Annotated in this window: 14 protein-coding genes; 6 read left to right on the top strand and 8 right to left on the bottom strand. The window is 73.6% G+C overall.

Annotated elements, in window-relative coordinates; translation table 11 throughout:
- Positions 1-9 precede the first annotated feature (9 nt).
- Positions 10-822 carry an SDR family oxidoreductase gene (locus RAN62_RS10935; protein WP_305784442.1) on the bottom strand — a complete coding sequence of 271 codons (813 nt, stop codon included), beginning with the start codon at positions 820-822 and terminating at the stop codon, positions 10-12.
- Between the two features lie 87 nt (positions 823-909).
- Between RAN62_RS10935 and RAN62_RS10930 the strand changes: the two genes are divergently transcribed.
- Positions 910-1,800, top strand: coding sequence for a helix-turn-helix domain-containing protein (locus RAN62_RS10930; RefSeq protein ID WP_305784441.1), 891 nt, complete (start codon positions 910-912; stop codon positions 1,798-1,800).
- Here RAN62_RS10930 and RAN62_RS10925 read toward each other — a convergent pair.
- Positions 1,779-2,846 carry a zinc-dependent alcohol dehydrogenase gene (locus RAN62_RS10925; RefSeq protein WP_305784440.1) on the bottom strand — a complete coding sequence of 356 codons (1,068 nt, stop codon included), beginning with the start codon at positions 2,844-2,846 and terminating at the stop codon, positions 1,779-1,781. The two genes, RAN62_RS10930 and RAN62_RS10925, sit on opposite strands and share 22 nt — an antisense overlap.
- Positions 2,839-3,786 carry a Gfo/Idh/MocA family protein gene (locus RAN62_RS10920; protein ID WP_305784439.1) on the bottom strand — a complete coding sequence of 316 codons (948 nt, stop codon included), beginning with the start codon at positions 3,784-3,786 and terminating at the stop codon, positions 2,839-2,841. The genes RAN62_RS10925 and RAN62_RS10920 overlap by 8 nt, the downstream gene beginning before the upstream one ends.
- A gap of 155 nt (positions 3,787-3,941) precedes the next feature.
- Between RAN62_RS10920 and RAN62_RS10915 the strand changes: the two genes are divergently transcribed.
- Positions 3,942-4,943 (top strand): glucosyl-3-phosphoglycerate synthase, encoded by a 1,002-nt coding sequence (locus RAN62_RS10915; protein ID WP_305784438.1) that lies wholly within the window; start codon positions 3,942-3,944, stop codon positions 4,941-4,943.
- Positions 4,943-6,100 (top strand): glycosyltransferase, encoded by a 1,158-nt coding sequence (locus RAN62_RS10910; protein WP_305784437.1) that lies wholly within the window; start codon positions 4,943-4,945, stop codon positions 6,098-6,100. Before RAN62_RS10915 ends, RAN62_RS10910 begins: the two co-directional genes overlap by 1 nt.
- Here the strand turns inward: RAN62_RS10910 and RAN62_RS10905 are convergent.
- The 3 genes from RAN62_RS10905 to RAN62_RS10895 are packed head-to-tail and all read right to left on the bottom strand — an operon-like array spanning position 6,031 to position 8,360.
- Positions 6,031-7,092 carry a zinc-dependent alcohol dehydrogenase gene (locus tag RAN62_RS10905; protein ID WP_305784436.1) on the bottom strand — a complete coding sequence of 354 codons (1,062 nt, stop codon included), beginning with the start codon at positions 7,090-7,092 and terminating at the stop codon, positions 6,031-6,033. The two genes, RAN62_RS10910 and RAN62_RS10905, sit on opposite strands and share 70 nt — an antisense overlap.
- 2 nt (positions 7,093-7,094) lie before the next feature.
- Positions 7,095-7,409 carry a hypothetical protein gene (locus tag RAN62_RS10900; RefSeq protein WP_305784435.1) on the bottom strand — a complete coding sequence of 105 codons (315 nt, stop codon included), beginning with the start codon at positions 7,407-7,409 and terminating at the stop codon, positions 7,095-7,097.
- 33 nt (positions 7,410-7,442) lie between these two features.
- Complete coding sequence (locus tag RAN62_RS10895; RefSeq protein WP_305784434.1) at positions 7,443-8,360, bottom strand: manganese catalase; 918 nt, start codon at positions 8,358-8,360, stop codon at positions 7,443-7,445.
- 112 nt (positions 8,361-8,472) lie between these two features.
- On the opposite strand from RAN62_RS10895, the gene RAN62_RS10890 reads away from it, so the two are divergent.
- Positions 8,473-9,714 (top strand): Nramp family divalent metal transporter, encoded by a 1,242-nt coding sequence (locus tag RAN62_RS10890; protein ID WP_305784433.1) that lies wholly within the window; start codon positions 8,473-8,475, stop codon positions 9,712-9,714.
- Positions 9,715-9,748: 34 nt separating this feature from the next.
- Here the strand turns inward: RAN62_RS10890 and RAN62_RS10885 are convergent, their stop codons facing one another.
- Positions 9,749-10,387, bottom strand: coding sequence for a response regulator (locus RAN62_RS10885; RefSeq protein ID WP_305784432.1), 639 nt, complete (start codon positions 10,385-10,387; stop codon positions 9,749-9,751).
- A 106-nt stretch (positions 10,388-10,493) separates the two neighbouring features.
- Here RAN62_RS10885 and RAN62_RS10880 point away from each other — a divergent pair, with 106 nt between their 5' ends.
- Positions 10,494-10,688 carry a hypothetical protein gene (locus RAN62_RS10880; RefSeq protein ID WP_305784431.1) on the top strand — a complete coding sequence of 65 codons (195 nt, stop codon included), beginning with the start codon at positions 10,494-10,496 and terminating at the stop codon, positions 10,686-10,688.
- On the opposite strand, the gene RAN62_RS10875 is transcribed toward RAN62_RS10880, so the two are convergent.
- Positions 10,639-11,442 carry an MBL fold metallo-hydrolase gene (locus tag RAN62_RS10875; protein WP_305784430.1) on the bottom strand — a complete coding sequence of 268 codons (804 nt, stop codon included), beginning with the start codon at positions 11,440-11,442 and terminating at the stop codon, positions 10,639-10,641. The genes RAN62_RS10880 and RAN62_RS10875 overlap by 50 nt on opposite strands.
- Before the next feature lie 126 nt (positions 11,443-11,568).
- Between RAN62_RS10875 and RAN62_RS10870 the strand changes: the two genes are divergently transcribed.
- Positions 11,569-12,948, top strand: coding sequence for a hypothetical protein (locus RAN62_RS10870; protein WP_305784429.1), 1,380 nt, complete (start codon positions 11,569-11,571; stop codon positions 12,946-12,948).
- Positions 12,949-13,078 lie beyond the last annotated feature (130 nt).

Genomic DNA, 13,078 nt, shown 5'->3' with positions numbered 1-13,078 from the left:
GGCCGGCGGTCAGAAGTCGGTCGCGGCGGCGCTCGCCTCCTGCGGCTCGACCTGGGCCAGCCGGGCGCGCAACGCCGCCGTCACCGCCGCGTACGAGTCGCTGCCGAGCACCATCCGTAACGGCGCCGGCTCCTCCTCCGCGCTCGCGACGATCCGGGCCGCGATCTTGGCCGGGTCGCCGGGCAGCGGGGGCACGGCGTCGCCGGCGAAGGCGCGGACGAAGGCGGCGGGCGTCCCGTCGTACGCGGCCAGCGGCGCCCCCAGCCGCAGGCTGCTCCCGGCGAAGGAGGTACGCGCCCCGCCCGGCTCGACGATCGTCACGCCGATGCCGAAGGGGGCGACCTCCGCGGCGAGCGCCTCCATGAACCCTTCGACGCCCCACTTGCTCGCGTGGTAGAGCGACGCGCCCGGGTGTGCCGTCAGCCCGGCGACCGACGACAGCGCGATCACCCGCCCACTGCCCTGGGCCCGCAGGTGGGGGAGCGCGGCCCGCACGGTCCGGATCGTGCCCAGCAGGTTCGTGGTGATCTGGTGCTCGGCCTGCTCGTCCGTGACCTCCTCGGCCGCCCCGAAGAGGCCGTACCCGGCGTTGGGGACGACCACGTCGATGCGGCCCATAGCGGCGAACGCGGCGTCGACGGTCGTGCGGACGGCCGCCGGGTCGGTGACGTCGAGCCGGCCGAGCCAGAGCCGGTCGCCGTACCCGTCGAGGGGAGACGAGGAGCGGACCGTGCCGGCGACGCGGTGGCCGGCGTCGAGGAGTTGCGTGGCCAGCTCCCGGCCGAAGCCGCTGCTGATGCCGGTGATGAACCAGGTTGTCATGACCACAGCCTGATCACGGCGGGGAACGGCAGGGAGTCCCCTGGCAGGGACACCCCACCGGGCGCGGGGGCGATCTACCGTGGCGGCATGGACAACGCTCTCGGAAACTTCCTGCGCGCCCGGCGTGAGCTGGTCACCCCGGCCGAGGTGGGCCTGCCGCCCGGCGCCGGGCTGCGCCGGGTGCCCGGGCTGCGCCGCGAGGAGGTCGCCCGGCTCGCCGGGATCAGCGTCGAGTACTACCTGCGTCTGGAGCGCGGGCGCGACCGCAGCCCGTCACTGCAGGTGATCGAGGCGCTCGCCCGGGTGCTCCAGCTGGACCCCGAGAGCACCGCCTACCTGACGGCGCTGGTGCAGCCGCGCCCGCGGACCCGGCCGGCCCGGCAGGATCACGTGCCGCCGAGCCTGGACCTGCTGCTGCGTACGATCAATGTCCCGGCCCTGGTCTTCAACAAGTACAGCGACGTGCTGGCGGCCAACCCGCTCGCCCAGGCGCTGTCCCCGAGCATGGTGCCGGGCGTGAACCGGCTGCGGATGCTGTTCTGCGATCCGGTCGACCGGACCTATCACCCGCACTGGGAGCAGTACACCGCCGGCGTGGTGGCCCACCTGCGCGCCCAGATCGGATCCGACACCGGCGACGAGCGGCTGCACGCGCTGATCGGCGAGCTGTCGGTGAAGAGCGACCGCTTCCGCCGGCTGTGGGCGCGCCAGGACGTGCGGGCGCTGCGTAGCGGCAGCTTCTGGATCCGCCATCCGCGCGTCGGTGACCTGGAGCTGCTGGTCGAGAAGTTCTTCGTGGCGGGCGAGGGCGGCCTCGAGGCCCTGCTCCTGCACGCGGAGCCGGGCACCCGAGCCGCCGCCGCCCTGGCCGAGCTGCACAAAGCCGCCGCCCGGGGCGAGCTGCACAAAGCCGCCGCCCGAGGCGAGCTGCACAAAGAAGCCGCCCGGGCCGAGCCTCAGAACGCCAGCACCGACTGAACCTCCTGCCGTCGCCGGGCCCCGAGGTCGGCCAGCAGCTGCGGGGTCTGGTCGAAGGGCACCACGGCCGTGATCATGTGCTTCCGGATGTCGTCCCCGTGCGCCCGCAGCAGGTCGATCGTCGCCGCGGAGAGCCGGTCGCGGTCCCACGTCCCGGCCAGCCCGCGCGGCACCCGGCCGATCTGCGCGCACCGCAGGGCCAGCCCGTTGTGGTGGAACTCCTCGCCGAGCCGCACCTCGTCCGCCCCGCCCTGATAGAACGCCAGGTCGATCACGGTCCCCTGGGGCCGCAGCAGCCGCAGGGCCAGCTGCAGCGCCGACGCCTGCCCCCGGCACTGGAACACCACGTCGGCGCCGCGGTCGCCGGGCCAGTGCCGCCACGCCGTCTTGAGCGTGACGGCCGAGTCGCCGGCCGAGGAGTCGAGTGTGTCGAGCCCGAGGGCGGCGGCGACGGCGAGCCGGTCGGGGGAGGGGTCGATGACGACGACTGACAGAGCACCGTGCGCCCGCGCGAACAGCGCTGTCAGCAGTCCCACCACGCCCGCCCCGGTGACCGCCACGCGCCGCCCGGACACACCGTCGGCCAGCGTGGATCCACCGGCCTCGGCGGCGGCGTGCAGGAGACCGTTGGCGCAGATCGGGCCCATGTGCGCGGCGTAGATGCCGAGTATCGGATCCAGAGAAGCCGGCAGGGGGACGATCCGGTCGCGCAGGGGATCCCCGGTCCAGCCGGTGCGGTGCCCGTACGTCATGGCGACCGTCGACCCCACGGTCACGGCGGGCGTGGCGGACGACTCGACGACGCCGACCTCCATGTACCCGAGCCGCGTCACCGGATAGGCATCCGACGCGGGACCTCCGAACAGCCCCAGCTCCCCGTCGAAGCCCACATGCAGCCCGGGGTGGGTGCCTTTGACGAAGCTCAGCTCGGTTCCGGCCGACACCCCGCTGAAGAGCGTCCGCACGCGGAACGGCCCGTCCTCCACCGGCGTGGCGACGATGGAGACCTCGCCCGGTCCGGTGACGACGACGTTGCGATCAGCCACGGGACGCCGCCGCGGCGATGGCGAGGGCGAGCTCGTGGGTCTTGAGCGCCTCCGCATAGGGGACCCGGACGGCGTCGCGGGGCAGGTCGCCCCTGACCGCGCCGATGAACGCCCGGTCCACGGCGATCCGCGCCGAGTCCGGGTCGCTGTCGACGGTCCGGGTGCCGTGCTGGTCGCGTACGGTCAGACCGGTCTCGCCGATCGACAGCGCGAGCTGGTCGGCATAGATCTCCAGCCCCGCCCGCTCCTTCCAGCCCAGCACGCACGTGGCCGTGAGCGTGCCGACCGCCCCGCCCGCGAAGCGCAGCGTGGCCGCGGTCGCGCCGTCGATGTCCGCGCCCTCGACCGGCGGCGTGCCGTTGCCCACCGCCGTCACCGCGGTCACCTCGCCGACCAGGTGCCGGGCGAGGTCGAGCACGTGCGCGGCCTGCTCGACGACCGGGCCGCCCGACTTGTCCCGGTGCGGCCACCAGCCGACCGGCGGCACCTTGTCGAGCCAGCTGCCGGTGACCAGCCGCACGGGCCGGTCGCCGAGCAGCTCCCGGGCCTGCTCCACGACGGCGAGGTACCGCCAGTGGTGGCCGACCCCCGTCAGGATGTCGTGCTTGGCCACCAGCTCGGCGATTTCCTGGGCTTCGCGGAGATCGAGAGCAATGGGCTTTTCCACGAAGAGCGGCAGTCCAGCGGCGATGACGGCCCGTTCGGCGGGTCCGTGCGCGAAGGGCGGCACGCAAACATAGACGGCGTCCACCGCCTCGGAGAGCAGCGCGTCCACGTCGGGCACGACCCGGGCGCCATAGGGCTCGGCGAGTGCCGCCGCCGCGTCCGCGACCACGTCCGTGACCGCCGCCACCTGCACATCCGGCAGCTCCGACAGCACCCGGGCGTGGCGCTGGGCGACGCCCCCGGCCCCGACCAGTCCCACTCTTGTCACCGGCATTCCGACTCCTTCTCCACGGGTGTTCCCAGGTCCGAACTGCTCGGCGGGAGGCCGGGTGAAACCTCACCGAGTCTGTGAGAAGTCACAGGTTGAAACTCACTCGATCGGGGGAATGAGAAGCGGCTTTGTCCGAGATCAACTTCGGGGGTCTGCACATGACGTACGACGTTTCGCCGGTCATCGAGGCCTGGGCCTCCGCCCGGACCCGCAACGCCGCCGAGTGGACCGCGGGCGACCTCGCGCGGGCCAAGGGCGCCACCCGGGTGAGCGTGGTCATCCCCGCGCGCAACGAGGAAGCCACCGTCGGTGCGATCGTGAGCACCATCGCCCGTCAGCTGCGCACCCGGGTCCCGCTGGTCGACGAGATCATCGTCGTGGACTCCCGCTCGACCGACGGCACCGCGCTCGTGGCCCGCGCCGCCGGCGCCCGGGTCGTCAGCCAGGACGACGTGACCCGGGGGCTGCCCCGGATGGAGGGCAAGGGCGACGCGCTCTGGGCCGGGCTGGCCGCGAGCACGGGCGACGTGGTCGCCTTCGTCGACGGCGACCTGCACGACTTCTCCCCGCACTTCGTGACCGGCCTGCTCGGGCCGCTGCTCACCGATCAGTCCGTCGCCTTCGTCAAGGGCTTCTACCACCGGCCGCTGCACCGGGCCACGGGCACCGAGCCGGACGGCGGCGGCCGGGTCACCGAGCTCACCGCCCGCCCGCTGATCAACCTGTTCTGGCCCGAGCTGGCCGGCGTCGTCCAGCCCCTCGCCGGGGAGTACGCGGGCCGGCGCAGCGTGCTCGAGCGGATCCCGTTCGTCTCCGGCTACGGCGTCGAGATCGCCATGCTGATCGACCTGCTCGACGAGGTCGGCCTGGACGCCCTGGCCCAGGTCGACCTGGGGGAGCGGCACCACCGGCACCAGAGCACCGAGGCGCTCGGCCGGATGGCGGCGCAGATCATGGTCACCGCGTGGGGCCGGCTGCACCGGCGCGGCCTGGTCACCGACCCGAACCCGCCGTCGACGCTGATGACCCAGTTCCGCCGGGGCGGCTCCGAGGCGTTGCCCCGGCTCGACCGCGAGATCGTGGTGCACGACACCGGGATCACCGAGCGCCCGCCGCTGGCCCAGGTCCGCAACCGGATGGTCAAGCTGGCGGCCGCCTGATGCGGGTGCTGATGAACGCCGGGCCCTGGCTGCCCGTGCCGCCGCGCGGCTACGGCGGGATCGAGAACATCGTCGCCACCCTCGTGCCCGAGCTGCGCGAGCTCGGCGTGGAGGTGGTGCTCGCGACCGTCGGGGAGAGCACCCTGGCCGCCGACGAGCGGGTCGACACGTTCCCCACCGGCCGCTTCGAGATGCTCCAGCGCCCGTACAACCAGGCCTGCGGGGTCGTGCCCGCGCACCAGGCCGCCGTCCTGCGCCGGGTCGCCGCGGGCGGCATCGACCTCGTCCACGACCACGTCGAGGCGGCCGGTCTCACCATGCTGGCCGGGATGGGCGCCGGCGCGCCGCCCGGGCTGCACACGCTGCACTGGGACCTGGCCAAGCACCCCGAGCTCTACGGCGAGTTCGACGGCGGGGACCGCGTACGGGTCAACGGCGTCTCGGCCGACCAGCTCGCCCACGCCCCGGCGGGACTGCGGGCCCACGCGATCGGGCACGTGCACCTGGCGACGCCCCTGGCGGTCGGCGCCGACACCCGGGAGAAGACCGAGAAGCAGCCGTACGCCGTCGTGCTGGGCCGCGTCAATCCCGGCAAGGGCCAGGACCTCGCCGCCCGCCTCGCCCACGAGCACGGCTTCGACCTGGTCCTGGCCGGTCCGGTCGGCCCGTGTCACACGCCGGAGCAGCTGCGCGCCGCCGATCGGGCCAACCCCGACGTGCGCTTCTGGTACGACCACGTGGCCCCGCACGTCGACGGCGTCCGCGTGAAGTGGCTCGGCACGGTGGCCGGCGCCGACCGGGACGCGCTCGTCGCCCGGGCGAGCGTCGCCCTCTTCCCGCTGCGCTGGAACGAGCCCGGCGGCACCGCGGTCGTCGAGGCCCTCGCCCTGGGCACGCCCGTGGTGGGCATCGCCCGTGGCTGCCTGCCGGAGCTGATCGACCACGGGCGGACGGGCCTGCTCACCACCGACGAGGACGAGCTGGGCGAGCTGGTCCACGCGGCCGGGGCGATCGTCGAGGCGGAGTGCCGCGCCGAGGCGGCCCGCCGCTTCACCCCGGCCGTCATGGCCGCCGGTTACCTGCGTCTCTACGAAGAGCTGCTGGGGAGGAAAACCGCGCGGACGCAGTCGTCCTCCTTCTCCTTGAACAGCCGGTAGCCCTCGGCCGCCTCGGTCAGCGGCATGGTGTGCGTGGCGAGATGCTCGGTGGTCAGCTCGTCACGCGCCATCCGGTCCAGCAGCATCGGGATGTAGCGCTGCCCGTGCATCTGCGCCCCGCGCACGGTCAGGCCCTTGTTCATCATGGCGCCGAGCGGGAACTTGTCGACGAAGCCGGCGAAGACGCCGAGGACGAAGACCGAGCCGCCCTTCGCGCAGGCGTGGACCGCCTCGCGGACGGCGGTGGGCCGGTCGGTCTGCAGGCGCAGTTGCTGCTTCACCTTGTCGTACGGGGACGACTGCGCCTCCATGCCGACGGCCTCGATGCAGACGTCGGGTCCCCGCCCGCCGCTGAGTTCGCGCAGCTCCTCGTGGATGTTCGTGCGCTCGAAGTCGAGCGTTTCCGCGCCGACGAACTTCTCCACCTGCCGCAGCCGGTAGTCGAGCCGGTCGATGACCACGACCCGCTCGGCGCCGAGCAGGATCGCCGCGCGCGCCGCCATCTGGCCGACCGCGCCGGCGCCCCACACGGCGACGACGTGACCGGGCCGCACGCCGCCGAGGTCGGCGCCCATCCAGCCGGTGGACGCCGAGTCGGAGGCGAAGAGCGCCCGCTCCTCACTGACGGCGTCGGGGATCGTGAACGCGCCGATGTCGGCGAACGGCACGCGAACGTACTCGGCGTGGCTGCCGGCGTTCCCGCCCAGCGCGTGGCTGTAGCCGAAGCACCCGCCGACCGCGTGACCCCACAGCGACTCGGTGATCGCCGGATTGGTGTTGGTGTTGTCGCAGAGCGAGAACTCGCGGCGGTGGCAGTAGTGACACTTGCCGCAGGCGATGAACGACACCACGACCCGGTCGCCGACCCGGTGCGCCTTGACGTCCGGGCCCACCTCGACGATCTCGCCGGCGAACTCGTGGCCGAGCACGTCGCCCTTCTCCATGAACGGGATGTAGCCGCCGAGCAGGTGCAGGTCCGACCCGCACGTCACGGTTAGCGCGCTTCGCGCAGAGCCCGGCGTACGTCACCCGCCCGCACCCGGTCGTCGACGCGCCGCACGTGGATCTCGGTGCCCCGGTCGCCCGGCGCCTCGCGCAGCTCGACCGTGACGGCGTCGCCCAGCTCGCGCAGCGGGTCCGGGAGCTCCTGTCCGTCGAGTTCGTCGTACGGCCGCTCCACGGTGACCGCGTGCGTGCGGCCGATCCGATCGGCCGGTGGTTCCTTCCGCGCGGCCACGAGTCTCCGTGCGGCGACCGCTGTGGCCGCCGTCGCGGTGAGCAGCACCGCTGCCCGGGTCGAAGGTCTCACGGAAGGAACCACCTCTCCGGTGAAAAAGGGTGCTCAGTCGAGGGCGCCCTTGATCTTGTTGACGACGTTCGCCATGCCCTGGGCGTGCGCGCCCGCGCCGGTGCCGGGCTTGCCCGGGCCCTGCGAGCCGTCGTAGGTGACGTAGAGCTTCGGGTCCGGCGCCGGGCCGAGCGGCTTGTCGTCGGTCAGCGGCTGGGCGTCCGGGACGTACACGATCTCGTCCTTGCCGTTGAGCGTCGTGCCGCGCGCCCACCGGCCCTCGCCCGCCGTGCTGGCCGGGTCGAAGCTGTAGAAGGTGTGGTTGGCCTCGGGGTGCTCGAACTCGGCGTTGGAGTCCTCGATGCCCGTCTCGGTGAAGCCGTCCTCGATGAGCTGCTCGATGCCGAGCAGCCACTGCTGCTGGTGGTAGGTGTCGCGGGCCAGGTTGAACTGGAGCATGTCCTTGACGCCACGGTCGTCGGTCATGTTGTAGACCCGGCTGGTCATGAGCCGGCTCTGCGCCTCGGCGGCCACGTTGGACCGGAAGTCCGACAGCAGGTTGCCGCTGGCCACGATGTAGCCGGTGTTCCACGGCGTGCCCTCGCTGTCACGGGGGAGCGCGCTGCCACCACTGACGATCGCGTGCTGCGGGCTCTGCCCACCAAGGACCGCGGCGAGCAGCGGGTTGGCGGCGGCGGCCTTCTCGGTCGCCTCGCCCGGCGCGCCCTCGAGCAGGCGGGCCAGCATGGTGGTGAGCATCTCGACGTGACCGATCTCCTCGGTCGCGATGTCCATGATCATGTCCTTGTACTTGCCGGGCACGCGGCACGACCAGCCCTGCCACAGGTACTGCATCATCACGGTCATCTCGCCGAACTGGCCGCCGACCAGCTCCTGCATCTTGCGGGCCAGCAGCGCGTCCGGCTTCTCGGGCTTGGCCTGGAACTGCAAGTAGTCGACGTGCTTGAACACGGAAGCCTCCACTGCGATCGGGGGTTGACGAAGCCTTGGCTACCCGGCCCCCTGTCCCATGTGGGACACGAGGTGGCCTCACGAGGCCGCCGCCGAGGGCAGACACGCCCGCATGGTCGTCCTGGACAATGCCGCTGCTCTCGTCACCCGGTCCCGCCGGAGGGTGGTGCGCGTCCTGCCGTTGTTCGGCCCGGCCTTCGTGGCGGCCATCGCCTACGCCGACCCCGGGAACTTCGCGACCAACTTCACGGCCGGGTCCGCGTACGGCTATCAGCTGGTCTGGGTGATCGTCGCCGCGAACCTGATGGCGATGCTCATCCAGTCGCTCTCGGCCAAGCTCGGCCTGGTGACCGGGCGCGACCTGGCCGAGCTGTGCCGCGAGCGGCTGCCCCGGCCGGTCACGCGGGGCCTGTGGGCGCAGGCGGAGCTGGTCGCCATGGCCACCGACCTGGCCGAGATCGTGGGCGGTGCCCTCGCGCTCTACCTGCTGTTCGGCGTGCCGCTGCCGGTCGGCGGCCTGATCACCTGCGTGGTCGCGTTCGCCCTGCTGGGCCTGCACCGGCGCGGCGTGCGCCGGTTCGAGGCGGCGATCGGCGGCCTGCTCGCGGTCATCCTGCTGGGTTTCCTGTACGCCACCCTGCGCGCCGGCACCGACGGCGCCGCCCTGGCCCGCGGCATGGTCCCGTCGTTCTCCGGCGCTGACAGCCTGCTGCTGGCCACGGGCATCCTCGGGGCGACCGTGATGCCGCACGTCATCTATCTGCACTCGGCGCTCACGACGTCCCGCTGCGACGTGCCGGACAAGCGCGACGCCCTGCGCTGCCAGCGCTCCGACACCCTGGTCGCCCTGGGCGCGGCCGGACTCGTCAACCTGGCCATGCTCGTGATCGCCGCGCAGCTCTTCTTCGGCCAGGGCATCCCCGGCACCGACACCCTGGAGGGCATCCACGCCGGGCTGGGCGTCCAGCTCGACCAGCACGCCGCCCTGGCCTTCGCGCTCGCGTTGCTGGCCTCCGGGTTCGCCTCGTCGAGCGTCGGGACCTTCGCCGGTCAGGTGGTCATGCAGGGGTTCCTGCGCCGCGGCATCCCGCTCTTCCTGCGCCGGCTGGTCACGATGGCCCCCGCCATGGCGATCCTGCTGATCGGCGCCGACCCGACGCAGGCCCTGGTCTGGTCGCAGGTCGTGCTGTCCTTCGGCGTGCCCTTCGCCTTGATCCCGCTGATCTGGCTGACCACCCGCCGCGACCTCATGGGCGCCTATGTCAACCGGCGCCTCACGACCGTCGCGGCCGCCCTGGTCGCGGCGCTCATCATCGCCCTGAACGCCGTCCTGGTGATCCGCACCCTGAGCTGATCCGCGGCAGCCGCGCGGTCGCCCGGGAACCGGGTCAGAGCATGCCGGCGCTGCCCGCGAGGGCGGCGGCCTGGGTCCGGCTCTGCACGCGCAGCTTGCGCAGCAGGGCCGCGGTCAGGCGTTTCACGGTCCGCTCCGAGACGTGCAGCTCCAGGCCGATCGCCGTCGTCGTGGAGCCGGCGGCGATGAGGCGCAGCAGCTGCCGCTCGGTGTGGTCCAGCTCGACCGGCACCGGGCGGCTGCCCGGCGCGGGGGCCACCAGCCGGGTGAGCAGGCGCGGGGGCACGACGGCCCACCCGTCCAGGATGGCCAGCAGCGGCTGGACGACGTCGCGGGGCTCGGCGGTCTTGGGCAGGAAGCCCTCGGCGCCGGCCCGCAGCGCCGCCACCGCGCCGGCCGGGTCGTCGTCGCCCGACATCGCCACCACGCGGACCCGGGGCGCGGTCCGCCGGATGGTGGCGATCGCCCGGACCCCGCCCGGGGCGGGCATGCGGAGGTCGACGAGAACCAGGTCCGGGACCGAGCGCCGGACCAGTGCGGCGGCCGCGGCGGCGTCCCGGGTGGAGGCCACGATCGTGGCCCGGCCCTGGCTCACCCTCGGCAGCAGCAACTCCAGTCCGCTGACGAACAGGGGCTGGTGGTCGACGACAGTGATGCGCACGGTGCGGTCCATCTGCCGCGCATCCCCCGTCCGGCGGGTTTCATGCGTTTCTGTTTCCGTGGCCCGCCCGGGCCAGCTCGTGGCACCCCCGGGTCACGGGACCGGGCAGACCCGGTCCATGCCCTCCGCACTGTTCTTCCGCACCCTCATCGCTCTCTCGTGGACCGTCGCGCTGGCCTGGCACGGGCGCGGGGCGACCACCGTACTGCTGATCGCCGCCATCGCCCTGCTGTGGGCCGTGCCGCTGCTGCGCTCAGCCACGGTCAGGCCGGCCCGGGCCGCAGCGGCAGAGGCAGCGTCGCCCCGCGGCTGACCGGCTCGATCCCGGTGAGGCCCTGCTCGCGGGCGCGCGTCAGATAGTCGGCCAGCGGCGACTTCATGACCTTGTAGTCGTCGAAGTGGATCGGCACGGTCAGCCCGGGCCGGATCAGCTCCGTCATCGCCACGCCCTGCCGGTCGTCCATGGTCAGCAGCAGGCCGAGCAGCTTCGTGCCGCCCAGATGGATGAGCATGGCGTCGATCTCGCCGCACCGGCGCGGGATCGCGCTCAGGTGCGGGCCGTAGAGAGTGTCGCCGGTGACGTAGAGCCGCAGCCGCAGCCGGCCGTCCTCCTCCAGCTCCAGCACCGAACCCATGGTCTCGGGCAGCAGCCGGTCGACCGGGCCCGGCCCGTGCTGGGCGGGCACGGCGGTCACCCGCAGCCGCTGCCGGTCGCTGGTCCACTCGTACGCGTCCCAGGTGGGCAGGGCCCGCACGTCGGCGAACCCGCGCCGCCGCAGCGCCCGGCGGGCCTGGGGAGTGGTGACCACGCGCAGGTCCCGGGGCAGGCCGCGGGACGCCGTACGGTCGAAGTGGTCACTGTGGAAGTGCGACAGCAGCACCGCGTCGAGCCGCGGCAGGTCGGCCAGCCGGAGCGCCGGGTCCTTGAGTCGCTTGGTCCACGCGCCGTACCCGAGGTGCACGCGGGTCCCCGCCGCGCCGAACGCCGGGTCCGTCAGCAGCGTGAAGTCGCCCAGCCGCAGGAGAGTCGTGGCGTTGCCGATGAATGTCACGCTGGCGGAAGTCATGGCGCGCCGGTTACCCGGGTTACCGGCGATCTCACCTGGCTCTTGGGGGACAACATCACGGAGCGTGTCATGGGGCGGGCCGGACCGGGTATGCCCGCCGCACCCCGTAGCCCGAGGAGCCCCGCCGTGACCGATTTCCGCACCGCCGCCCCGGTGACACCGGAGCGTGTGTTCGACCCCGACAGCACCGGCCGGATCCTGCTGGAGTCGGCGGTGCGGGCGCTGCACGGCCGGGACTGCCGCGACCGGGTCCGGATGCCCCGGCTCAGCCGCCGGCCCGCGCTGGAGCCGGAGAGCCGCCGGGACGCGCTGGCCGCGGAGGCGAGCGCGGACGCCCTGCCCGCCGACGCGGTGGACCAGCTGGACGCCGAGGGTGTCGCCGCCTGGATCGTCGGGCGCTGTCCGGAGCCGGTCTACCCGGCGGCCGTCCTGGGCTCGCCGCACGGCTCCGCGGTCCACCTCGCCGCAGCCCTGGGTGCCCCCTGGTTGCCGTCCGGTTTCACCATCTCCGTGCCCTACCCGTCAGGCGCGCCGGAGGACGCCCGGACGGCATGTGAGCACGGCGCCGAGCTGTCGCGGCGGATCATCGCCTCGAACCCGGGCGTCACCGTGCGCCAGGTGCACGATCCCGTACTCACCGGGCCCCTGTGCGGCACGACGCTAACCCTGCACGTCCGGTGGCACCGGGTGCCGGACGCCTACCGGGCCTTTCTGGGCGATCGGCTCGCCCCGGGCGGCCGGGTCCTGCTGCTCCGCGACCTGCGCAGCTGGCCCACGGCCGAGCCGGTCCCCGGGCACACCTTCCAGGCTGGGAGCCCGGTCACCGGCTGGCGCCCGGAGGACTACACCGAGACCAACCGGGGCTTTCTGCGGCTGCTCACGGCCCTGGGCGCCCGCCGCTGGACGGCCCCGGCCCACGACCTTGCCGTCCGCTACGCCGAGCCGGCCGGCGACCCGGGACTGGAGAACGCGCTGCGCGCCTCCGGCATCCCGAGCCACCGCGTGCTCTATCCGCGCCCCGCCGCCCTCAGTGCCTTCGTCGCCGATCTGTACCGCTCGTGGCTCGCGACCACCGGCGCCGGCACGCACTGTGTCGTCGGAAGCGCCGGCCTGCTCGACCCGGGCGCCGTCCTGGCCGCCGGGGCCGTGCCCTACTGGTGCGAGTCCGCCGCCCGCCCCGCCGTCGAGGCCGCCGAGGCCTGGCTGGCCGGCAGCCTGCCCTTCGACACCGTCAGCGTGCTCCCGCAGCCGCCGGGCGTGGGCTGCGACGCGTACGCCCCCGCGGCCACGTGGCGGTCCGTCGCCGGCTTCGCCCGCACCCAGGCCCGGCTGGACCGGCTCGCCACCAGCCGCTACCCGCTGCTCCCGCTGCCCACGAGCCACGTCGCGACCGCGCTGGCCGACGCCGGCGGGCGCCCCGGTCCGCCGCCCGTACGCCTCACGATGGACCAGGTTCTCGGGGCTCTGCGCAGCTCGGGGCGCCCGCTGGGGCTGCTGGTCACCTGATCGGCCCGCGGCACGTCATCCGATCGCGCGAATGTGCCGACCTGAGGCGGCCGGGGGCATTAGGTTTGCACTGGACCGGCCCCGGGAAGGGGGGTTCCGGACCTGCCCCGGTCCTCCGCGCTGCGCGAAG

The sequence above is a fragment of the Symbioplanes lichenis genome, from assembly GCF_030709675.1.
In the GTDB taxonomy this organism is placed as follows: domain Bacteria; phylum Actinomycetota; class Actinomycetes; order Mycobacteriales; family Micromonosporaceae; genus Actinoplanes; species Actinoplanes lichenis.
Note: the sequence above shows the minus strand (reverse complement) of the source record. Positions and strands in the feature narration are given on the sequence as shown.

Coding starts and splice junctions, on each gene's coding strand:
- RAN62_RS10915 (WP_305784438.1), top strand. CDS start 3,942: ATGACGTACGACGTTTCGCCGGTCATCGAGGCCTGGGCCTCCGCCCGG.
- RAN62_RS10910 (WP_305784437.1), top strand. CDS start 4,943: ATGCGGGTGCTGATGAACGCCGGGCCCTGGCTGCCCGTGCCGCCGCGC.
- RAN62_RS10930 (WP_305784441.1), top strand. CDS start 910: ATGGACAACGCTCTCGGAAACTTCCTGCGCGCCCGGCGTGAGCTGGTC.
- RAN62_RS10885 (WP_305784432.1), bottom strand. CDS start 10,387: ATGGACCGCACCGTGCGCATCACTGTCGTCGACCACCAGCCCCTGTTC.
- RAN62_RS10935 (WP_305784442.1), bottom strand. CDS start 822: ATGACAACCTGGTTCATCACCGGCATCAGCAGCGGCTTCGGCCGGGAG.
- RAN62_RS10920 (WP_305784439.1), bottom strand. CDS start 3,786: ATGCCGGTGACAAGAGTGGGACTGGTCGGGGCCGGGGGCGTCGCCCAG.
- RAN62_RS10875 (WP_305784430.1), bottom strand. CDS start 11,442: ATGACTTCCGCCAGCGTGACATTCATCGGCAACGCCACGACTCTCCTG.
- RAN62_RS10880 (WP_305784431.1), top strand. CDS start 10,494: ATGCCCTCCGCACTGTTCTTCCGCACCCTCATCGCTCTCTCGTGGACC.
- RAN62_RS10890 (WP_305784433.1), top strand. CDS start 8,473: ATGGTCGTCCTGGACAATGCCGCTGCTCTCGTCACCCGGTCCCGCCGG.